The organism is Psychrobacter sp. 1Y11, from assembly GCF_052259045.1.
Taxonomy (GTDB): domain Bacteria; phylum Pseudomonadota; class Gammaproteobacteria; order Pseudomonadales; family Moraxellaceae; genus Psychrobacter.
Genome location: NZ_JBQQER010000008.1, coordinates 17,987 through 40,326, shown reverse-complemented (window position 1 = coordinate 40,326; position 22,340 = coordinate 17,987). Strand labels below are relative to the sequence as shown.

Below are 22,340 nucleotides of genomic sequence, written 5' to 3'. Positions count from 1 at the left end.
CGCCAATTTTTATGCTAAATAGCAGCAACTAGCAAATTACTGATTTTATTAATGTATTGAGAGACCATTATGGGTTTTAACTGCGGTATCGTCGGCCTACCAAACGTAGGCAAATCCACTTTATTTAATGCCTTGACCAAAGCGGGAATCGCCGCTGAGAACTTCCCTTTTTGTACCAAAGATCCCAACACAGGTATCGTGCCGGTACCTGATCCGCGCCTCAAAAAGCTCGCCGATATCGTCAACCCTGAGCGCGTATTGCCTACCACTATGGAGTTTGTCGATATCGCAGGCTTAGTGGCGGGTGCGTCAAAAGGCGAAGGCATGGGCAACCAGTTCTTAGCCAATATTCGTGAGACCGATGCTATCGCGCACGTGGTACGCTGCTTCGATGATGATAATGTGGTGCATGTCGACGGCCGAGTCAGCCCAATCGACGATATCGAAACCATCAATACCGAATTGGCTCTAGCCGATCTTGAAGCCGTTGAGCGAGCAATATTGAACCTCTCCAAAAAAGCTAAAGGTGGCGACAAAGACGCGCAGGCCATGTTAGAGGTGTTCAAAAAAATTGAGCCACTACTGGCAGAAGGTAAAGCGGCACGTGCAGCGAGCTTAGACGCAGACGAGAAAAAACTGATTAGAAGCTATGGTCTCATTACCCTTAAGCCTACTATGTATATCGCTAACGTTTCTGAGGATGGTTTTGAGAACAACCCTTATCTCGATGCTGTCCGCGACTACGCTACGGGTGAGGATTCCATCGTTATCGCTCTTTGCAATCAGATTGAAGCTGAAATCGCCCAGCTTGATGAAGACGATAAAAAAGACTTTTTGGCTGAGATGGATATGGAAGAAGCGGGTCTCGATCAAGTGATTCGAGGCGGCTATGATTTGCTTGACATGCAGACTTACTTCACAGCTGGAGTCAAAGAAGTTCGCGCTTGGACCGTTGCTATTGGGGCGACAGCGCCGCAGGCAGCTGGGGTCATTCATACGGACTTTGAGCGCGGCTTTATCCGTGCTGAGGTCATCGCTTATGATGATTTTATCGAGTATAACGGTGAAAAAGGCGCCGCCGCTGCCGGTAAGTCGCGCTTAGAAGGCAAGACTTACATCGTGCAAGATGGTGATGTCATGCATTTTAGATTTAACGTCTAAGCTTATATAGTCAGTTCAAAATAAAGTTGTTATAAATTTGAACGCGCTACTGGTATAAACTTTACTTGCGTGCTGTTATCACAGAGGCTGCGTAAAATTCATCCCAGCAGCGCTATGACATTTTTAGAGTGAATCGACTATATTTCAACTTCCTTTATAGCTTAGAATTAAAAGTCAGCCTTAGCGCTGGCTTTTTTTATGCCTATACACTTTACGAATACTACAAATCCCATTGAGAATTAAGTACTATAACTATCACTATAAAAATAATAACGGACGATAAATAATGAGTAATTATGCCAAACAACCGAAAAACGCTACCGAGCACTGGGCAAGACTATTCAACGCGCAGCGTTTGGGCAGTGATAAACAAGCACCAGTGCAAGACAGCGCCCGTAGCTCTTTTCATAAAGATTATGATCGCTTGGTATTCTCGCACTCTTTTCGTCAGTTAAATCAAAAAACGCAGGTGCATCCTCTAACCAACCAATTAGGCATCCACACGCGCTTGACGCACTCGCTAGAGGTCTCTTGTATTGGGCGCTCTCTTGGCATGATGTCTGCCGAAAAGCTCCATGATAAGCTCGCTGACGGCCTACCTATAGGGGTCTCGCCAGCCGACGTTGGAGTGATAGTGCAAGCGGCTTGTCTGGCTCATGATATTGGCAATCCGCCTTTTGGTCATGCCGGAGAGTACGCCATACGTGATTGGTTTATGCATCCTGAGCGCCGCTCGATATTAAAGCACTTAAGCGCTAAAGAGCGTTTGGATGTCTTAGCTTATGAAGGTAACGCGCAAGGGTTTCGGCTACTCGTGCGTAATGAGCATCACCCCGATCAAGGCGGTATGCGCTTAACTTGCGCCACGCTCGGTGCGTTTATGAAGTATCCTTGGCTAGCTAGCCATAGCAATATCATAGATAGTGATAATAATTATTCTATTGATAGGGTACAAAAATTCGGCAGCTTTGTCAGTGAGGCTCAGCAGTTAGAGGAGCTCGCGGCTTGTTTGCAGCTGCCTCGCTCGCGGCTGCACGATGGCTTTGCGCGGCACCCGCTCGCTTACTTGCTGGAGGCCGCTGATGATATTTGCTACGCCTTGATAGACTTAGAAGATGGCATTCAGCTCAACATGCTAAATTTCACCGAAGTCGCAGAGATATTTTATCAGCTCATTGGTGAGCGGCCTACTGCTATCACTTTACCGGCGCGGTTATCAGTCAGTCAACAGCTGGCCTCTCTGCGAGCGCGCGCTATGATGCGGCTTGTCAATACGGTGACTGATGCCTTTGTGTTCAATCGCGCGGCGATGCTAGCCGGAGAGCTGGCTGGGAGTCTATTCGCCCATTGTGATGCTGATGTACAAAGCGGTATTACTCAGGCTAAACTACTAGCCCGCGAGCGTATCTTTAATCACCCAAGCAAGGTGCGTATGGAGCTGATGGCCAATCAATGCTTGCAGCGCTTGCTCGACGCTTTTATGCCGCTCGCTTGGACAACGCTCAACCATAGCCCTAAGCCATTTGAGCAGCAGCGTCTGCTTAGCCTACTACAGCCGCATCTAGATGAGCACAAGCGCCAGTTGTCCGGTAATATTTATCATAATATCCTGATTATCTTAGACTTTATCACGGGTATGAATGATCATGAAGCTTATCGGCTGGCGCAAGAACTACGAGGTCACTGGGGCACGATGGTTTGAGATATTTTTACGCTGCAGTAAAAACCTAGTACAAGTGTTCTGATTTTATTCGTATTTTCATCTTTAAATCGGTATGATAAACAATAACTCAGCCACAATAGATATCTTATGAGCAGCCGCGAACAAAAAAAACTTCAAACAAGACGGGCTTTTTTTAATGCCGTTTTAGATCTTTGCATGACAGGGCAATCTTTTAGCTCTATCAGCCTACGCCAAATCACCCGTGAAGTGGGCGTAGTGCCCACGGCATTCTACCGGCATTTCGATGATATGGAGTCGCTCGGTCAAGCTTTAGTAATTGAGGAGCTTGGCGGTACGATGGCCACTTTGAGTGAGGGTCTACATATTGGCAAGACTCGCAGCTTCGAGCGTCAGATCGCCAAGAGTATTCAGCTGTTCTTGCAGATGGTTAGCGAGCAGCCCTACTATTGGCAGTTCTTAGTTAGTGAGCGCTTTGGCGGCTCAGAGGCGGTTCGCAACACTATCAATAAACTATTAAAGCTACATATACAGAGCTTATCAGAAGATTTAGCGCTACAGCCGGCTTTTAGTCATATTAACGACTATGACCGTCTTCTGCTAGCTGATGCTGGGATCAATATGTTCTTTTCTTGGATTATTGATTGGTTAGAGCTGACTTATTCTGAGGATCATGACGATGAAGCCGATTTGGATGAGATTGAGCGCAAAAAGCAACAGATGCAGCACAACTGTACGCGTCAAGCACAGATGCTCTTTTATGGCGCTTATAATTGGAAATCTACCGAAGAAACTTTGCTTGATGAATAGCGTCTGTATGTTTTACAAGCTAAAGCTAGCTTATTAAAAAGTGGGTTCGAAGGCCCATAGACGCTGAGACACTACATTAACGACTTTAGCGGGTTTCTTATTAGAACCATCATTATTAGTCTCAGTATTATTACCATTAGAAGTATTGATTTTACTAATCAGTACGGTGGCAAATCTTTGGCGCGGCGCGCCTAAGTTGGCACTGTCGGTGGCAGTAATAAGCGCTGAAAAAGCTTGACTATCGACTGCTAATAATGGAGTTAAAAGCTGACGCTGCTCGGTGCTGACCGCATTTAGAGGCGGCTGTTGCCAAATACTATCAACTGAATCCATTACTTGTTGCTTTTGCAAATCCTCTAACCCTTGTATCTGCTGCGCGCTGATACCGTCTACCAAAGCTGCCAGCAGCTCAGGGCTAGCGGTATTGACATTGATCGGTAAATAATAGGGCACAGCGGTGAGATAAGGCCGTAAAGTCGCTAAGCCTTCGACGCTCATATTAGGCAAATCTTGCAGCTGATCGACACTGACAAACGGCTGATTGGGTAAAGTTGCCGTTAAGCTAGCGCTTTGCTGAGCATAGACTACGCCCTCATCTCCGCCATCTTTATAGACTTCCCTATCCCTATCTTGCCAGTCCAAAGCGGCGATAGCTATCTGCGGATCTAGATTGAGCTGGGTCAATAGCCGCTGAAAAACACTCAAAGCAACAACGTCTACTGCTCCATCATGATAAAGATTATTGATATTAAAGCGAGCTGCCTCATCGCGCAGCTCCATAGTCACCGTATGCGATCCTAAAGGATAAGGCGGCAGCGGCTGCGCCCATATGTCTTGGAGGCTATCGGTATCATTGAGCATGCTGTCAGCTCGAATCAAAGTAACCGTCAGTTGCTGCGCGGCGTCGATGTCTTGTAGTAATTGATTCTGATTGAATAATAAACCGCTGCGGCGAATGACAATTTTCTGACTAGCGAGCATGGCTCCTGCCACGACAGTGATACTGACCACCAATAAGAGGATAGTCAATAAAGCCACGCCGCGTTGAGATCTCATTGCTATCGTCATAAGTTAGTTACTATTGCCACTATTATCGTTATTGCTATTGTTATTATTACTATTCTTTAGCGGATTATTAGTCATAGGTAGAGGCTGCGGCGCTAACGCCCATTGCCAATGGATCGGTATGTCTTGATAAGTAAAGCTGATTGCGACGCCTTGCGGCAGCAAACTAACTGAGTTTGACTGCGCTACGCCGTTAACCTTGTTATTGAGATTGCTGCTATTGGTACTATCCTTATTGTCATTGGGAAAAACATTAGCAGGCTCAGGCAGTAACGCTTGCCAGCTTGCAGCCGTTACGCCTTCTAGTAAAACGCTATCTAAGCTCACATCTTGGCTATTACTATTCCTATCATTTTGAATACGAGTATACTGACGACGAATCAACCGCTGATCGGCAAAAATATAGTCTATATGCTGCAAACTTGGGCTGCTTTGATAGCGGGGATCCGGATCGGCGAAACGTACAAAGCTTACCTGTTCGCCATCTAAGCGCATAAATGGCTCAGGCGCTAGTGGCGCAGCATCACCAGCATTATTGCTAGCATCGTTATTATTAATCTCATTAGCAGCTTGAGCGCTAGGCGCTTGGTAAGCAATAATCTGCCCCATATCTTGCTGCAGCTGCAAATAAGCGTACTGCAATGCCGCCAAATGATCTGCCTGCAGCTGCGCTCTATCGCGCGCGCGATTGACACTATCGAATACCTGCCAGCCTGCCACTGCAAGCATCGCAAATATCGCCATAGCGACCATCAGCTCCAGTAGAGTAAAGCCGCGCTGCGCACTCATGGCTGTCCTCCATTGTCGCCACTATCCAAACCAAAGGAGGCAGCACTACTAGCTGTTTCAGGATTACTGACTATCACCGTAATGTCCGTTACTACCGAACGCGGTTCACCGTCGAGGATCGGCGCTACCTCGATAGTCACCTCTTTTAATGCTGGGCTCAAAGTGTTGGCTACGCTCATCTGCACTTGCCAATCACGCCCTTGCTCATTGACCGTTTGGCTGCGATTGGCAGTCAGCCAAGTCTGCTGAATACGTAAGTCGGCCGCAGCATTTTGAGCAACGAAATGCGCTAAGGTTCGCGTTTTTAAGACATCGACTGAAGACAGGTAAGCGCTACTAGCACGGCTAGCGGCGACGGCGACGACGGCTAAGATAGCGAGCGCCACCATTACCTCAATCAAGGTAAAACCGCGCTCTGATCGGCGAGTGTTTATAGCTGCATTCAGCTCAAAGGATTGGTAGGGTTTACATGACGTATAACGCACCTTTGCAGAAGACGGTTTATCTGTTTTTCGTTTCAAGCGCGTAGGTTTTTCGACGAGGTTCATGCGCTATAACCCTTGCCCAATCGTCATACTGCCATCCGGCATAACGGTAATCACATCACCCACTAGCCGCGACTGATGGCGCACTTCTATGGTGACAGGACTGGCCTGCCCTGTTCCGAACCAGAGGACTTGCGGCACCGCTTGCTCGGTGAACCACGGCTGTAGCGCCTGCACTTTCATGCCGTCATTGCTCGCGCCCATATTGCTAGACTCCAAACTCTGAATCGCTAAGCTGACACCTGCAGGCAGCTGCGGCAAGGTGATCTCTGGCTCTAGCTCCCAGCTCGGAGTTGCTACGCTGTTTTTTGGATCCGCGGACATGGCGGAGAGCTCCATAGCGTTTTTGGGGGTGTTATCGATAGCGCCATTAGTGCCAAGGTTGTCGGCGGTTTGATAGGCTATGTAAGGATTGGATAGACTGACAATCGTAGGGGTGATCTGACCTTGTTTATCAGCTTGTAGGCTTAGCCCCATCGGCTGCATACGCTCTGCGGATAATAAGCGAACGTAGCTGAGTGAATCCGTCAGATGCTCATAAAAAGCTAAGTGTTTACGCGATTCACTGCTACCAACAGACAAGCTGATCATACCGGCAAAGATGGATAAAATGACCACTACCACTATGATTTCTACTAAAGTAAAACCAGTCTGCGCGTGTTTCATGATAGAAGGCAAACCTTAATCATTGATCATTAGCAATAAACAGCATTGCCCGCTGATTATTAGCCATTAATACTGAGTATTGCGATGCTCTGCTGATTCTGTCTCGATTTGCTCGACTAGATCCTGCATATCCTCATCATTGAGACTCTCATCAGCAGTATGCGCCAGATAGTGTCCAGGAAGATCTAGCATCTGCTGAACAAGCGCATAACGTAGCGTATCGCGGCGACCCAAATAGCGCTGATAAAAGCTAGAATTAAGTAGTCCGGCACCGCCTTGCCCCATCGCCCAAATAGTACACAGATAGTCACGAGTGGTCATGCTACTATGCTGCTCTTTGAGATAAGCGCTAACGATATCGATCAGACGCTTCATACGCTGACGACGGATATCATAAAGCTCGGCAAATAAGCGATTAAGACCAGTCACTGAAGCGGCCAGACGCTCTTCAATCTGGTTTAGGAGCATCGCTTTTTGCGGATTGAGCAGCTGCTGAAGGATCATCCGTGCCACCCCAGCAGAAGCACAATCATCAACGCGGTTAATCTCAAATAGCTGCTCTTCGTAGCGAATAATAATACGCAAATATAGCTCATCTTTACTAGAAAAATGCTTGTATAGGGTACCCTTAGCTAAATCAAGCTGATCGGCTAGGCTATCTAAAGTAATATCACCATCGCCTGACTCAAGTAGCAATTGCTCAGCCATCGCTAAGATATTCTCTTCTCTTACTTTGAACTGGTGCTGACGACTCATAACTTCTCCTAAACTTGGTGAAATTAAGCATACAGTTATAGTACGACGAATCATTCGATTAACAACTCAGCTATAAAGAGTCGCTGATAACGAGGGGCAACTATAACAAGTAGCTATGCTTAGTGTCAGTCATTGAATATCTTCGTCTCATAGCAGCTGCTGGGCAAGGCTGTTTATTGCCAAGTGCTAAAGGCAAATGCTTTTATTAATAGAGATAAGAGAACGCTAATGCTATAAAAAACAGGATTTGGATGCTCAAAGTTGAGCCATAAGCCTTATTTATAAATGACTGACTGGTCATAGCATAACGACTTTAATGATATTGTGCTAGTAAATTTTCAAAGTTTTTTGCAGTTAACTTACCTACCTCTTCACTACTGCACTCATACATATCAGCGATAAAACTAGCGACATAAGGCACATAAGCTGGCTCATTAGGGCGTCCTCGTTTGGGTACGGGCGCCAAATAAGGGCTATCGGTTTCGATCAGTATCCTATCTCGCGGCATATTTTTAGCCGCTTCTTGGATACTTTTAGCGCTCTTAAAGCTGACAATCCCCGAGAAAGAAATGTAAAAGCCCAAATCTAACGCGCGCTTAGCAGTATCCCAATCTTCAGTGAAGCAGTGGATAATACCGTGCTCTGCGCCCTCAGACTTTAAGATATCGATAGTATCGTCTTTTGCGTCGCGCATATGTACCACTAACGGTTTTTTTAGCTGCTGACTAGCATGAATATGGCGCGCCAAACTGTCCTGCTGCGCAAGCTTATTTTCAGTAGACCAATAGTAGTCCAGTCCCGTCTCCCCTATGGCCCAAACATGATCTTCTTTAGCCGTTTCAAGCAAGCGCTCTACGCTCGCCGATTGTAAGACGCTGATGTCTTCGCAAGGATGAATACCCACGCTCATACCTAAACGCAGATCATCATCGCTGTAGCGGCTTACGATATCAGCAATTTCATCATATTCAGCAAAATCGCACATAATCGCCATTGCTCTAGTGACATTGGCCTCTTTCATCGCGGCAATGGCGCCTGCAAGCTCGCCATCGTATTTAGTAAGATCGAGACGGTTGAGATGGCAATGGGTGTCAGTAAACATAAATACTCTCTTTATCGTTATCGTTTTTGATTAAAATTTTATCGTGAATAGCTTTGTCATAATTTGTCATCAACAGTTTTGTCGCCTATAAATAAAAGCCAAAAAGGCTAAGTGCTAGATATTGCTGCAATAAATGCTTTTTTCAAGGTGAGTACTATAGTCGATCCATTATCAGTCAGATGAAAATCAGGCATTAATAATGCTAGAATCGATAGTCCTTTCCTCCTTTTAGCTAACTTAATAAGCCCCTGTCTTATGACTGATCACAAAACCTTTGCCCTGCCAAAAGCGCTCAATAACAAAGCGCTGACTCGCTTAGTGCCAAAATACCTATATCGGCAGCGTTTTTTATTGCAGGATAACGGGGATGACAATCAATTTGATATTGCCAAAAACGCTCGCATCGTTGGCGATTCTACGATTACTATCCGCAAGGGGGATGACAATCAAATCTCTATCGGCAATAATACTAAATTCAATACTCTAAAAATCGATATCAACGGCAGCAACAATCAAGTCGTTATAGAAGATGACGTGAAGTTCTCTGGGCAATTATTAATCGTGGGTAATAACTTGCGTATTCATATTGGCGCGCAAACCACCGCCGTTGGCTGTTATATTTTAGCTAGAGACAAAAGCGTCATCATTGGCAACGCTTGCATGATATCGCGCGGTATCGAGATTCGAGCGACAGACGTGCATAAAGTCTATGACATAGCCTCTAATAGCCGTTTAAATACCGCGCATCGCGATGTGGTCATTGGTAATCATATCTGGATTGCTGCTAATGTGACTATCTCTAAAAACGTCTCTATTGCCGATGGTTGTATTATCGCCGCCGGCGCTTTTGTCAACAAACCTATCAATACCCCTAATAGCTTAGTGGCTGGCGTACCGGCCAAAGTCATCCGTCAAGGTGTACGTTGGGAGCGCTAAGCTAAGCATGCTTACCATTCAAGCTAGCATGGAACATAAATCGTTGAAATCCAGTATATTCACTAACTGCTGACGTGTTGCAAAATCAACCATCGGCTTGTTGCTAAAAGGCTTAGTTTCTACTCTACAAACTATAACGGCACCACCCGCATCACCTCCTCTATCGTGGTCACACCTTCAGAGATACGTTTGGCACCAGATAGCCTTAGCGGCTGCACGCCTTCGCGATACGCTTGTTGCTTGAGGGTCTCTAGATTGGCATCAGCCGCAACTAGCTTTTTGAGCTCATTAGATAGTGGCATAATCTCATAGAGGCCAATACGTCCTTGATAGCCGGTATGGCGACAGTGTTCACAGCCTTTGGCGCTATAAATTTGTGTTGGTAATGAAGCACGCCACGGTTGCACTAGCTCTTGCCACTGCAGCGCCATCTCACTATCGGCATTAAGTTCCTGCGCCTGTTTGCAATGCGGACACAGCGTCCGTATCAATCGCTGCGCCATTACTCCTAGTATAGTGGCTGAGGTCAGAAATGGCTGCACGCCTAAATCATGCAAGCGCGGCAACGAGCTTGGTGCATCGTTAGTGTGCAAAGTCGAGAGCACTAAATGCCCAGTGAGTGAAGCTTGTACCGCCATATTAGCAGTCTCAGAATCGCGTATCTCCCCGACCATAACGATATCAGGATCTTGACGCATCAAAGAGCGGATCCCATCGGCAAAGTGTAGATCTATCGCTGGATTAACTTGCATCTGATTGAAGGCAGGCTCAATCATCTCGATAGGATCTTCGATGGTGCAGACATTGACTTGCTCAGTGGCGAGCTGTTTGAGCGTACTATATAAGGTAGTGGTCTTACCTGAGCCGGTCGGCCCAGTGACTAAAATGATACCGTTTGGATGACTAGTCAGCTCATGCCACATCTCAAGCTGCTTACCTGAGAGACCCAACTGTGCAAACGAGCGCACTAAAACTTCTGGGTCAAAAACACGCATGACTAGCTTTTCCCCAAAAGCCGTTGGCAAAGTCGACAAACGTAGCTCGGTCTCTAAGCCTTTATGAGTACGGGTCTTGAGCCGACCATCTTGCGGTTTGCGCTTTTCGGCGACATTGAGTCGGCCCAAGATTTTAATCCGCGCGGTGACTGCCATTAAAATCGCAATCGGCATCTCATAGACGGTATGCAGGACACCATCAATACGAAAGCGCACTTTGCCAGTTTCGCGGCGCGGCTCTAGATGGATATCACTAGCGCGCTGCTCAAAAGCATACAGCAGTAGCCAATCGACGACTTTGACGATATGCTGATCATTAGCATCGGGGTTGGCATTATCGCCTAACTGTAGCAAGGCCTCGACATTAGTAACGTCAGCGGCGGCACGTTTATGCACGCTATTAGCGCCTGCGATCGCTTGGGTGACTTGATAGAACTCTTGGCGATAGCGGTTGATCTGGTCGGGACTGATATAGACCGTACGGTAGCTCTTATTACCGATGATTTTTTCGATATTACTGTGCCAATCGCTATAAAAAGGCTGATCGGTACCGATGACGATCTCATCAGCTGCCACCTCGATAGGCAAAATATGCTGCGAGCGCGCATACTCAAACGACATCAGCTGCGTCACTGCTGGTACGTCCGTCTTAAGCGGGTCGATACGCACTAAAGGTAGGTTTGCTTTAGCAGCTAACCACTGATTGAGCCAAGTCAGTGTCAGCTTATTGTCACCCTCATTATCATGACCGTTAATCAAGCCAAACTCGCTAACTGTAATCAGAGGATGCTGAGACTTATCACGGCGACTGGTCATCACTAGATTATAACCGCGCTGATCGATCACCCTATCTGCTAGCAGCTCATCGAGACACCAGCGCAAATCTACTATTAAAGAATAATCCGGAATCGACATAGTTATCTTCTTTTATTATTCATTATTTAATGCTATTAAACTACTTCAACCACTGACATAATCTGCAACTTCCCCTTCTCCATTTGGCAAAAGCGGACATCGACCGACTTATAGCGCATGGTAAAGCTCGTATTTATCTCATCACGGCGGTAAGCTGGCCGAGGATCCTGCGCAATCAAAGCTGTTATTAACGGCAAATCTGCCGCCACTAAATGCTGCTGTATCTCATCAATCACAGATTTTCTGTTTATAGGTGCTCGGCACTGTATGTCATTATGGAACAAAACTGCGAACTGCTTCTGAGCATTAGCAGTCATCGTAACGGCTGACGGAATCGGCGCTGTTGGTGCAAATCCGCTCGCAGCATGCTCAATACTATCACTATAAGCAACGTAAGGCTTAATATCGATAATAGGCGTAGCATCAATCATATCAGCGCCACTGATAATCAGTATCACTCGACCTTCAACCACCTCGATTCGCTCAAGCTTCACTACTGACAGACCCAGCTGTGCGGGCCGATACATACTGCGACTGGCAAAAACGCCTATCTTTTGATTACCGCCTAGTCTTGGCGGTCTGACTTGCGCACGAAAGCCACTAGCTGTTGGTGTGCCTTGCTGAGTGCTAGTCTGCTGATTATGCAGATCTCTATTATGATGAAACTGCCAACTGAGCCAAAGATGACTAAAAGCTTCCAAGCCGACAAAGGCCGCCGGCGTATCAAAAGGCGCGATCATCTCGATAGCGCTAAGCAAGCCTACTAGATTGGGCTGCCTTGGTGCCCCAAACTTCTGCGATAATGGCGCACGATGATAGCCAATGATAGGCGCTACATGGGTCTGTATTTGCTTGCTCATGCGTTATTCCAAAGCCAAAAAAATGCTTTATAGTAAGATAAAACTTACCAAACATACAAAAATACTCACTAACGATATTCCATTTTATCATGGTCAGTACGCATATCATGGCGGATTTTTATTTTGAAATTTGTTATGATGTGCCCCATTGTATATTGAGAATAACTTGCATCTGGCGGCTCGCCATTCGATGCGTTTATCGATTAATTAGAGGGCTTTATGTCAAAACTCCGCACAGAAACGGTCACAGACGTTCACCACTGGAATGATTCGCTCTTCACTATCAAGACCACTCGCGACGATGGCCTACGCTTTCGCAATGGCGAGTTTGCGATGATTGGTATCTTAGTTGACGGCAAACCCCTACTGCGAGCTTACTCGATTGCTAGTCCTAATTATGAAGACCATTTAGAGTTCTTTTCGATTAAAGTCCCTGATGGGCCACTGACTTCACGCTTGCAGCATATCAAAGTTGGCGATGAGCTACTAGTCAGTAAAAAGCCGACTGGCACGCTAGTATTAGACGATTTACTGCCCGGTAAGAACCTATATATGCTCTCTACAGGTACTGGACTTGCGCCTTTCTTGGCCTTGTCACGTGATCCTGAGGTTTATGAGCGTTTCGAAAAGATTATCTTGGTCCATGGCGTACGTAACGCCGAAGATTTAGCGTATCGCGATATGTTCGAAAACGAGCTGCCAAACGATGAGATCTTCGGTGAGTGGTATAAAGAAAAGTTCATTTATTACCCGACCACCACGCGTGAAGAGTTCAGAAATATGGGCCGTATTACCGATTTGATGGAGTCAGGCAAGCTGTTTGAAGATGTCGGCCTCCCACAAATGAATAAAGACGATGACCGCGTATTGATCTGCGGTAGCATGCCATTTAACGCCGATATCTCCAGAATATTAGATGGTTTTGGTCTAACCGTTTCGCCTCGCATGGGCGTACAAGCGGATTATGTGATTGAGCGTGCCTTTGTAGGGTAGAAGATGTAGGGTAGAAAACTGCTTAATCAACATAAATAATTCTTGACGGTGACAATTAGGCTGTTATAATACGCAGCCTATACAGCACAACCTGTAGCCCGATTCAATAAAGCTCATTGCTTTATACCTAACACGCCGGTGTGATGGAATTGGTAGACATGACGGATTCAAAATCCGTTGCCTTTAAAAGCGTGTCGGTTCGAGTCCGACCACCGGTACCAATTGTAAAAGCTATAAAAGAAAATACCGCTAACGATTAAGTTGAGCGGTATTTTTTTGTCTATTGTTTTTATAAGCCAACTTGCTCTAAAAAACCCTACTCCGCCTCGTCTATCTTTTCATTGAGCACATCTGCCATGGCATCATCGATAATGTGATCTTCGATATAATCGACGACAGCATGAATAGTAGTCAGGTCCATCTCTCTGACGCCCAATTTGACTAGCTCAGCGTTAATAGACTCTAAGCTGATGACATCGTCAGGGTTGCCTAATAGATGCTCGTCAAAACCATCATGGACGAACCAATAGAGCTTCTCAAGCACGCTGTTCTTTTCGGTCAAAGTCGAATAGCCATCGCCTTGGATAAATAAGTTAAAGTGATAAGGTATCTGGATATCATTGATATAAAAGGTGCGCAGACAGTCGATGGTGAAGGCTTGGGCATCGCCGCTTTCATTATTAGCCTGATCTCCTGCTTCATCCGAAACGCTCTCTTTGACCAGCTCGCCTAATAGCTGATAGTCCCCTACTTTGATTTTATGATTATAAATGATAGCGGCATCGCCAATGGCGTCAAAAATAACGGCGCTAATATCTAAGGTATTATCATCGATGTCGTAAAACGCTTTTAGGGCGGGCAAAAACTCGGTAAGCTGATCGTCAGGTACTTCGGTCAAAAACTGCTGCTCATGGATGGTGATCATGTCATCAGGGGCATAGAGATTGACGTTATCTGCGTCGTTTCTGCCGGTGGGTGTCAGCGGAATAAGGTTAAAGGGATTATTATTAGTCATGCAGAGTGGCCTTGTACTAGAGATTTGCGGTATTGATGTCTGTGGCTATAATATTAGCGCGTAACACCGATTACGGCGTCACAGAATCTATGACGGGTATTATCGCTTATTTAGGCTTTTTTTGATATACGCTCTACTCTCGCAAAACTCTGGTTATAAAAGTAGCAAGTATAAAGTGGTGCGTAGGCTGTGGCTTTAGCCCAGCAAAAGGGTTGTAAGATATTGGACCTATAGCTACTTAGACTATTTATGGTAAAAAAACTGCGCACGATAGCTTTTAATTTTTCAGATACGATATCTATTACCTTATCTAGCCTAATTTATAGCTATTGTGTACACTAAACGAAAAACTTAAGCGAAATTTTGGATAAATTGATGGCTGATATGGATCTCGCAGAAAAATTAAAACAATTTACGTCAAGTTGGGTGCAAGCGACAAAAGAGCCTTTTACCAATCATCCTACAGCTAACTTTTTGAGGAATGATCTAAAAACCCAAATTGCTGCTATTGTTAAAGATTTTGACGATAGCTATCTAATAAACGCTAGTGCTGGAGCAGGAAACTGGGCTAATGTTCCTTGGCTTTCTATACTTAATCCTGAAATTACAACTAGAACTCAATACGGTATTTATCCTGTTTATCTTTTCAGAGCAGATGGGCTAGGTTTTTATTTATCCTTGAATCAAGGAACAGCTGAACCAAAAAAGAGATTAGGTAAAGTTGAAGCTGACAAAAGAGCGCAGTTAATAAAAAAATACTTACTTTCGAAGTTTCCTGAACTAAAAGATTGGGGCGAGCAGACAATAGATTTAAATGCAGATACTTCATTAGGTAAATCTTATGAGACTGTCAGCATAACTGCTAAATATTATAGTATAGACACAGAACTAGACAGTGAGTCTATAAAGCAGGATTTGCTAGAATTACTAACTATATATAAAAAGATAGTCGTATTGGATATAGATAAAGAATTGCAGCAATTTACAGGAATTAATACGTCTAAAAATATCAAACCTATTAATAGCAAAAAACCTCTCCCTGCAAACCTTACCCCACTATCCAAACCCTTTTTACTACTAGCCGGCATCTCCGGCACAGGGAAAACTCGTTTTGTCCGTGAGCAAGCCAAAATGACAGGTAGTCTCAGCGATAACTACTGTCTAACCTCAGTACGTCCCGACTGGCATGAGCCTAGCGACATCTTAGGCCATATCTCACGTTTGGGTAGTCAGGGTGCTGAGTATGTCACCACCGAAGTGTTGCAATTTATGGCCAAAGCTTGGCGTGCCATTATCGATGCAGATTTAGAGCTTCAAATTATCGATGACAGACTCATGGTCAGTGGCGACCAAGCGCAGTTAAATAATGTCTTGCCCTATTGGCTCTGCTTAGATGAGATGAATCTTGCGCCAGTTGAGCAGTATTTTGCCGATTATCTATCCGTGTTAGAAACTCGCGAATGGTGCTGGGATGCAGAGCAGTTTTATTATTGTTGTGATCCTTTATTGAAGTCAGCCACTATTGCGCAGTTGTCTGATCAAGCAAAAACCAGTCTCAGAAAAACGCTAGGTTTTGAGGCTGAAGGCTATGATAACGCATGGGATTTATTTTGTACGCATGGTCTAAGTCTGCCTTTTAACTTAGTCGTTGCCGGCACCGTCAATATGGATGAGACGACTCATGGCTTCTCTCGTAAAGTGATCGATCGCGCCTTAAGTTTCGATTTTGGCGAGTTTTTCCCCAATGACTTTGCGCATTTTTTTGCGCCGACAGTACAGCATAAAGCCCTAAGCTATCCTTTATATTCGCAAGCAAGTCTCAATAATTTACCTGCTATAGATAGCACAGGCGAGCGCAGTATTGGCTTTTTACAGTCGATAAATAGCGTACTAGATAACAGCCCTTTCAAACTGGCTTTTAGAGCGCTAAATGAATTATTACTAACGGTGATAACTAGTCAGCCTAGCGATGCAATACAGCTGCAAGCCGTATGGGATGACTTCCTAATGCACAAGGTCTTGCCACGCATTGATGGCGATTACGACAAGTTAGCAGCTATCGATAGAGCCGATAGCAGTAATGAGCAATCGCTACTCACCGAGTTAGCGATAGTCTTAGAACAACAGCTTGCTGATATTTGGCCTAATGAGAACACTACAGACAAGCTGCGCCCTGACCTATATCGTGAAAACTTGGATGGCAGTACTTTATATGTCACTTGTCGCAGCAAGACTAAATTAGCTTGGATGCAAGAGCGTTTACAGCGCTCAGGTTTTACTAGCTTTTGGCCTTAATTTAGCCCATGTTTAATGCGATTTAGAGCGATTTAGGGTGATAATGACATGACTGAGCTGTTGGAGCGATAATGCCAGAGTTATTAAGGATACAAACGCCTCAGTTTGAGCTGTCCATCTACTGCAGCGATATCAGTAAGCGCCAAGCGACTTATCGGCAGACTTTGGCAAATCGTAAGGAAATCAGTAGTCAGGCTATAGCTGAAACTGGCAATGGCAATAGCAATGGCACTGAACAAGCTAGAATTCGATTTTCTCCCCCTATCGAGATCGTATCGGCTGAGTTTATGGGTGAGCCAATCGCTCAAGCAGACTACTTCAGCCAAACTGGCTTAATAGAAGTGCTCGAAGTAAAGGACTTTATCTTTTTTGAGAATATAAATTATCAATTTGAATGGCTATTTTTTGATGCTGTTCAGCAAGCCCACCTCGCTCATCGTAGCTATTTGATCAATGATAGCTTCCACTTTAGCCAAGCTCGACATCGCATGCCGGCGCATCTAACAGGCGCTATCAATACCGCTAATGATGTCGGTTGGCTGCGTCTGCCTTTAGAATATAAAACACCTCTGCAAACTCATCACAGCACTATCGCCTTTGAAGTACTGCCGACCAAGATGAGTCTGCATGACGACTTGCCAGCGATGTATCAAGCGATTGATAGCGTATTTCCGCTATGGCGCTTTAGTCTGGTTGAAAAGACCGAACAGGATGCTGCGCAAAGTAGGCAGCAGAATCAGTTTCCCCTGCTTTGGCTCGCCAATTTTAGCCATCTGCGCACTCGGCTTGAGCAAGCGCTAAAGGTCATCAACCAAGCACCGCATAGTCGCTTGCAAGCGCATACCTCCTATAATAAAGCGGCTCATTTAAAGGGCAAGCTCCCCGCCCGTCTGGGCGCGAAGATTAAAGAAGATTTCGCCAATGGTAATTATAACCACCGCTACCCAGTCACCAAAAAACAGCTGAGCGTGGATACGCCAGAGAATAGATTTATCAAGATGGTGGTTTCTACCAGTAAAAAACGCTTGGCAAACTTTGAGCATAAGCTACGACAAAGTAATGATAAGCGTGATAAACAGCGACTCTCTGAAGCATTTTTAGCAGAGCTGCATCAGTGGCAGCAGCCTTTACAAAAAAGCTTGCAACAAGGCTTTATGACAGAGGTCGGTCGCTATAATGGTCGTAGCCGTGAGTCGCTAGTCCTGCAACAAAAAGTCGGTTATAGCGCGGTCTATAGAATTTGGCAGGAGCTGAAATTTTATTTAGAAATCTTTGATAATCAGTCTAGCCTCTCTATGAAGTCGGTTGCCGAGACTTACGAGGTGTGGTGTTTTTTGACTTTGAGAAATATCTTGATAGACGAGCTAGGGTTTGAAGAAGTGGTAGCGAAAAAACAAACGTTAAGGCTAAATGACTTTTTTGAATATCAGCTAAAAGACGGCTTTGCTGGCGCTTTTGAGTTTGAGCGCAGTGATGGAGTTAAAGCTAAGCTTGCACACGAACCGCTCTTTACCAATTCAGGGGTAAAAGTTCGCTCTTATCTGACCAGTCAAAAGCCTGATATTGTACTGGAGGTGACCTTACCTGCGCCTAGCCATAAGCACTTTATTTGGCTATTCGATGCTAAGTATCGTATTAAGACGGTGAAAAGTCGCTACGATGATGATAATGTCGATATCGATGCTAGCGACTATGTGCCCGATGATGCGATTAATCAGATGCATCGTTACCGCGACGCGCTAATCCGCTTAGATCAAGATAGCAATAACACTAGTCAAGAGGACGTCAAAGCTAAAAAAAGCCGTCCCGTCTTTGGCGCTTTTGCCTTATATCCGGGTTATTTTGATCAGCGAAATGTTAGCAACCCTTATCTAAACGCTATTAGTGAAGTCAGCATCGGTGCCTTTGCTCTACTTCCTAGCGCCATAGAGGGTCATGCAAAAAATCAAAGTGGTCAGTTCTGGCTACTTGATTTCTTACGCGAGCAGCTTGGTAGTCGACCAGTTCATAATTTAACTACTAGCCAAGTTAATAGCCCTGTCGTAGCTTATCAAGCCAACCCCTACCAGATAGATAAAACCATTCAGCCTACTCAAACTCAGCGTACCCACATTCAACGTATCAACCAGCTTGAAGAGCATCTGTATTTGCAAGAAGCAGCTCGTATTCCCCATTCAGGTATGCAGCAAGTCCTCTATCCTAATCTGATTATGACCATAGCGTTAGCAGGGGAATCCGGTCGAAATTCTGAGTACTTTAACCAGTTCAAAAATGGCTTGGCAAAATGGTATCATCTGCCACAGCAGACATTTATCAAAAAATATAAGCAGCATATCGTTAACGAAATTCGCTATCTTGCTTTAGCAATAACAGATGCAAACAATACGGGCAGTAAGCAAATAACTAAGCTATGGCCTATAAAAAGCATGACTCTAAAGCCAAGGAGTGCGCTTACTGAGCAACAAGCTGGCAAGACATCAAATACTGATAAGCCCTACTATTTATTTGAGCTTGGCAAGCCTTTAACGCTTAAAGATAGCATTGACAACGTCCCCCACACCCCTATTATTAACACCATGCGCTTAACGACTTTAAATCAGCTACAACAAGCAACCAAGTTTTGCGAGCTAGAGTCAGTCTATGACGATGCACTAGTGAAGAGACTCCTCTAAACGAACTACAAACATCCCAAACTACCCCATCATCCCAACCGGATTGGATTCATCCTCCATAGGACTTTGTTCGACTGCGATTATCTTTATGGGTACCGCAAAAGCCCAGGCTCTACCATGATTGCAATAAAACTGGCCATCGTAAAACGAGACAATATAAGCGGTGAAATCATTGCCAAAGTGATCCATCATCGCATCCTCATCACAATCATCGCTGATAGCGCACCAGACCTCTTTATATCCGCTCATTAGCATAGAGCGGGTCAAATCGCTACCTACCATCTTAGTATTCATCATCATCGGCTCCTTCGTCGTTCAACATTTAGGGCGTACTGAATTTTCGATAAGTATTTAGAATTTTATTTCTATTAAGTTCTAACCCCAAGCTGAATAATTATTGACTGTTGCTTAATAGTTTTCATATTAATTATAACGAATAAAATGTCACTTTATAATAGTACAAATATACTAATATAAAGAGAGATTTAGACTAAAAGGTATTAAAACGAGGACGAACGGTAGTCGAAATAAAGCCCGTCCTTAAATAAAAAGTGATTTTATTTAAAAGATTGAACCGCAAAACATTCTTAGATTGAGGTAAAATAGCTATTATGACTGCTTCAATCCAACCCACTTCGCGCAAAATCATTCATCTAGACATGGATGCTTTTTATGCCAGTGTCGAGCAGCGTGATTTTCCAGAGCTACGAGGTAAGCCTTTAGTGGTCGGCGGCGACCCTAATGGCCGAGGAGTGGTCGCGGCGGCTAGCTATGAGGTGCGCAAGTTTGGGGTGCGCTCAGCGATGTCTTGTTATGAGGCGCGCAAACGCTGCCCTGAGGTACTGTTTGTCAGGCCACGGTTCGATGTTTATCGCGCCGTTAGTGCCGATATTCGCAAAATCATGCATCGCTTAACCCCGCTCGTAGAGCCGCTGTCTTTAGACGAAGCTTATCTTGACGTCACAGGCCTGACTGCTCATAAAGGCTCAGCAACCTTAATGGCTAACTGGTTACGCGCGCAAATACTCGAGCACACTGGGCTTAATGCCTCTGCTGGCGTTTCTTTCAATAAGATGCTGGCAAAAATCGCCTCGGATATTAATAAGCCCAACGGTATCGCCGTGATCACCCCAACTGATGCTGAGGCTTTTATTAGTAGCTTACCGATTGAGCGTTTTCATGGAATTGGCAAAGCAACCGCTAAGCGTATGCATGCGCTAGGCATAAGTAATGGCGCAGATTTGCGCCGCACTGAGGCGGCGCTGCTGGTTAGTGAATTTGGCAAACGCGGGCAGTTTTATTACGATATCGCTCATGGCTGCGATAATCGTCTGGTAAAGTCACAGCGTCAGCACAAGTCGGTAGGATCAGAGACGACTTTTCGTGATAATTTGAGCGCGGATGCGCCTTTGCTGCAGCAGATTTATGAGCAAAATGCCGACGCCTTTAGTCAATTACAAAAAAAACAGCTTATCGCCTATACCATCACCCTAAAAGTGAAGTATGCCGACTTTACCCAAATCACGCGCTCGCACACGCTATCCACCGCTTTCACCTCCGCAGAGTCCGCTCATTACTGGCTCGATAAACTGTTTGCTGATATTACCCGAACGCTGCCGATCAGGCTCGTCGGCGTCACTTATTCTTCTTTAGCGCCGGCTAGTCAAAGCTTGCCGCAACTGAATTTATTTGATTTTTAGTCTTAGCTGATATTCCTTTTGCCCTATTACTAATAGCCATAAAACAACGGCTAGCAAACGATTTAGAAGTTATCCCCTCAAGCCTAGCTTTCTGCTACAATTGTGCCAAATTTATCTCTCATAAATGATCGAATCATGACCAATATGCATTCTCCTACTTTGACCGAACCTGTCTCTATTTCTAGCGAACCAGTTATGGACACTCCTGAAAACTACCTAAGCGTCAACGACTATGATTATGAGCTGCCTGATCATCTCATCGCTCGTTATCCGCTCGCTGAGCGCTCAGCATCTAGGTTGCTTTACCTGCCGACTAGCGCTGATGAGGCTTCAGTTGCACCGATAGATCATTTATTTACCGACTTGCCAGCGCTATTAAATGCTGGTGATTTAATTGTTTTTAACGATACCAAAGTCATGAAAGCGCGCCTGTTCGGTCAAAAAGATACCGGCGGCAAAATTGAGGTGTTAATAGAGCGGCTACTTGAGCGCGCAGATACCGATAGTGAGACGATCAACATAGCAAAAAAGGCATCAACCACTCATACGCATCTAGCGCTTTGCCATATCAAAGCCAGTAAAGCGCCAAAGCTTGGTCAACAGCTATTATTAGCTGATGGTCATATCGAAGCCATCATGGTCGGCCGTGAAGAAAACCTTTTTATTTTAGCTTTTGCCGCGCCTATTTTGCCCAACTTAGAGCGCTATGGCGAGCTGCCAATACCGCCTTATTTTGAGCGTCATGCCGATGCAACCGACAACACCCGTTATCAAACAGTCTTTCATGACCCTGCCAAGCTTGCCAGCGTCGCTGCGCCTACTGCTAGCCTGCATTTCGATGAAAAAGTGCTGACGATGCTCAAGGATAAAGGAATCAATAGCGCTTTTGTCACTCTGCATGTCGGCGCCGGGACTTTTGCCCCTGTCAAAGCTGATAATCTCCTCAATCACACTATGCATAGCGAATACGCGCACCTGCCGCAAGCGACTGCCGATCTGATCAATCAGACTCACGCTAATGGCAAACAAGTCATCGCTATTGGTACTACCGTCACTCGGGTGCTAGAGAGCGCTTATCAGCAAACTGCAATGAATGGACAGCCGCTAGCCAGTTGGTCTGGTGATACTGACATCTTTATTTATCCAGGTTTCAAGTTCGGGGTAATAGACCGGCTACTTACCAATTTCCATCTGCCAAAATCGACCTTATTGATGCTAGTAGCAGCCTTCTCTGGTAAATCGGCTATCGAACATGCTTATGAGCACGCTATCAAGCAGCAGTACCGCTTCTTTAGTTATGGTGATGCGATGCTTTTGGATAAAGCCTAAGACTGCCTATAAATAACCTGCTAGAATAAATATGCTTAGTGTAGTAGCGTAAGAT

At 45.2% G+C, this 22,340-nt stretch carries 19 protein-coding genes and 1 tRNA gene; 10 read left to right on the top strand and 10 right to left on the bottom strand.

Annotation, left to right across the window (positions count from 1 at the left end; genetic code table 11):
* Nucleotides 1-69 precede the first annotated feature (69 nt).
* From ychF to ACTXGJ_RS08580, 3 genes are all read left to right on the top strand, one after another.
* Nucleotides 70-1,161 (top strand): redox-regulated ATPase YchF, encoded by a 1,092-nt coding sequence (gene ychF / locus ACTXGJ_RS08590; protein WP_439243880.1) that lies wholly within the window; start codon nucleotides 70-72, stop codon nucleotides 1,159-1,161.
* 286 nt (nucleotides 1,162-1,447) lie between these two features.
* On the top strand, nucleotides 1,448-2,863 hold the full coding sequence (locus ACTXGJ_RS08585) for a deoxyguanosinetriphosphate triphosphohydrolase (RefSeq protein ID WP_443565669.1): 1,416 nt from the start codon (nucleotides 1,448-1,450) through the stop codon (nucleotides 2,861-2,863).
* Nucleotides 2,864-2,971: 108 nt separating this feature from the next.
* On the top strand, nucleotides 2,972-3,652 hold the full coding sequence (locus ACTXGJ_RS08580; RefSeq protein ID WP_439243876.1) for a TetR family transcriptional regulator: 681 nt from the start codon (nucleotides 2,972-2,974) through the stop codon (nucleotides 3,650-3,652).
* 33 nt (nucleotides 3,653-3,685) lie between these two features.
* Here ACTXGJ_RS08580 and gspK read toward each other — a convergent pair whose 3' ends face one another.
* The 6 genes from gspK to ACTXGJ_RS08550 all read right to left on the bottom strand — a co-directional run bounded on the left by gspK (nucleotide 3,686) and on the right by ACTXGJ_RS08550 (nucleotide 8,575).
* Entirely contained in the window at nucleotides 3,686-4,708 is a 1,023-nt protein-coding gene (gspK, locus tag ACTXGJ_RS08575) for a type II secretion system minor pseudopilin GspK (protein WP_439243874.1), read from the bottom strand.
* A gap of 15 nt (nucleotides 4,709-4,723) precedes the next feature.
* A complete protein-coding gene (gspJ, locus tag ACTXGJ_RS08570; RefSeq protein WP_439243873.1) occupies nucleotides 4,724-5,506 on the bottom strand; it encodes a type II secretion system minor pseudopilin GspJ in 783 nt (260 codons plus the stop codon).
* Nucleotides 5,503-6,054: a type II secretion system minor pseudopilin GspI gene (gspI, locus tag ACTXGJ_RS08565; protein ID WP_439243872.1), complete on the bottom strand. Its 552-nt coding sequence runs from the start codon at nucleotides 6,052-6,054 to the stop codon at nucleotides 5,503-5,505. The genes gspJ and gspI overlap by 4 nt, the downstream gene beginning before the upstream one ends.
* Nucleotides 6,055-6,057: 3 nt before the next feature.
* The gene (locus ACTXGJ_RS08560) at nucleotides 6,058-6,717 is read right to left on the bottom strand and encodes a prepilin-type N-terminal cleavage/methylation domain-containing protein (protein ID WP_439243870.1); all 660 of its coding nucleotides are present in this window, start codon (nucleotides 6,715-6,717) and stop codon (nucleotides 6,058-6,060) included.
* A gap of 66 nt (nucleotides 6,718-6,783) precedes the next feature.
* Nucleotides 6,784-7,473 carry a TetR/AcrR family transcriptional regulator gene (locus ACTXGJ_RS08555; RefSeq protein WP_439243869.1) on the bottom strand — a complete coding sequence of 230 codons (690 nt, stop codon included), beginning with the start codon at nucleotides 7,471-7,473 and terminating at the stop codon, nucleotides 6,784-6,786.
* Between the two features lie 313 nt (nucleotides 7,474-7,786).
* Entirely contained in the window at nucleotides 7,787-8,575 is a 789-nt protein-coding gene (locus tag ACTXGJ_RS08550) for a TatD family hydrolase (protein ID WP_439243868.1), read from the bottom strand.
* 255 nt (nucleotides 8,576-8,830) lie between these two features.
* On the opposite strand from ACTXGJ_RS08550, the gene ACTXGJ_RS08545 reads away from it, so the two are divergent.
* The gene (locus ACTXGJ_RS08545; protein ID WP_439243867.1) at nucleotides 8,831-9,511 is read left to right on the top strand and encodes an acyltransferase; all 681 of its coding nucleotides are present in this window, start codon (nucleotides 8,831-8,833) and stop codon (nucleotides 9,509-9,511) included.
* A gap of 131 nt (nucleotides 9,512-9,642) precedes the next feature.
* On the opposite strand, the gene ACTXGJ_RS08540 is transcribed toward ACTXGJ_RS08545, so the two are convergent.
* Together ACTXGJ_RS08540 and tsaA are read right to left on the bottom strand one after the other, a co-directional pair.
* Complete coding sequence (locus ACTXGJ_RS08540) at nucleotides 9,643-11,421, bottom strand: GspE/PulE family protein (RefSeq protein ID WP_439243865.1); 1,779 nt, start codon at nucleotides 11,419-11,421, stop codon at nucleotides 9,643-9,645.
* Between the two features lie 35 nt (nucleotides 11,422-11,456).
* The gene (gene tsaA / locus ACTXGJ_RS08535) at nucleotides 11,457-12,281 is read right to left on the bottom strand and encodes a tRNA (N6-threonylcarbamoyladenosine(37)-N6)-methyltransferase TrmO (protein WP_443565667.1); all 825 of its coding nucleotides are present in this window, start codon (nucleotides 12,279-12,281) and stop codon (nucleotides 11,457-11,459) included.
* Between the two features lie 219 nt (nucleotides 12,282-12,500).
* Between tsaA and ACTXGJ_RS08530 the strand changes: the two genes are divergently transcribed.
* Both ACTXGJ_RS08530 and ACTXGJ_RS08525 read left to right on the top strand, forming a co-directional pair.
* Entirely contained in the window at nucleotides 12,501-13,274 is a 774-nt protein-coding gene (locus ACTXGJ_RS08530) for a ferredoxin--NADP reductase (protein WP_443565666.1), read from the top strand.
* Nucleotides 13,275-13,408: 134 nt separating this feature from the next.
* Nucleotides 13,409-13,495 (top strand) — tRNA-Leu (locus tag ACTXGJ_RS08525).
* A gap of 95 nt (nucleotides 13,496-13,590) precedes the next feature.
* Here ACTXGJ_RS08525 and ACTXGJ_RS08520 read toward each other — a convergent pair.
* Nucleotides 13,591-14,289 carry a hypothetical protein gene (locus ACTXGJ_RS08520; protein ID WP_443565665.1) on the bottom strand — a complete coding sequence of 233 codons (699 nt, stop codon included), beginning with the start codon at nucleotides 14,287-14,289 and terminating at the stop codon, nucleotides 13,591-13,593.
* 375 nt (nucleotides 14,290-14,664) lie between these two features.
* Here ACTXGJ_RS08520 and ACTXGJ_RS08515 point away from each other — a divergent pair, with 375 nt between their 5' ends.
* The gene (locus ACTXGJ_RS08515) at nucleotides 14,665-16,584 is read left to right on the top strand and encodes an MrcB family domain-containing protein (RefSeq protein ID WP_443565663.1); all 1,920 of its coding nucleotides are present in this window, start codon (nucleotides 14,665-14,667) and stop codon (nucleotides 16,582-16,584) included.
* A gap of 71 nt (nucleotides 16,585-16,655) precedes the next feature.
* The gene (locus ACTXGJ_RS08510) at nucleotides 16,656-19,256 is read left to right on the top strand and encodes a DUF2357 domain-containing protein (RefSeq protein ID WP_443565661.1); all 2,601 of its coding nucleotides are present in this window, start codon (nucleotides 16,656-16,658) and stop codon (nucleotides 19,254-19,256) included.
* A 21-nt stretch (nucleotides 19,257-19,277) separates the two neighbouring features.
* Here the strand turns inward: ACTXGJ_RS08510 and ACTXGJ_RS08505 are convergent, their stop codons facing one another.
* Nucleotides 19,278-19,556 (bottom strand): hypothetical protein, encoded by a 279-nt coding sequence (locus ACTXGJ_RS08505; RefSeq protein ID WP_443565660.1) that lies wholly within the window; start codon nucleotides 19,554-19,556, stop codon nucleotides 19,278-19,280.
* A gap of 311 nt (nucleotides 19,557-19,867) precedes the next feature.
* Between ACTXGJ_RS08505 and dinB the strand changes: the two genes are divergently transcribed.
* Both dinB and queA read left to right on the top strand, forming a co-directional pair.
* The gene (dinB, locus tag ACTXGJ_RS08500) at nucleotides 19,868-20,956 is read left to right on the top strand and encodes a DNA polymerase IV (protein WP_443565659.1); all 1,089 of its coding nucleotides are present in this window, start codon (nucleotides 19,868-19,870) and stop codon (nucleotides 20,954-20,956) included.
* Between the two features lie 195 nt (nucleotides 20,957-21,151).
* Nucleotides 21,152-22,285, top strand: a complete 1,134-nt coding sequence (gene queA, locus ACTXGJ_RS08495; protein ID WP_439244023.1) for a tRNA preQ1(34) S-adenosylmethionine ribosyltransferase-isomerase QueA — start codon at nucleotides 21,152-21,154, stop codon at nucleotides 22,283-22,285.
* Nucleotides 22,286-22,340: the final 55 nt, after the last annotated feature.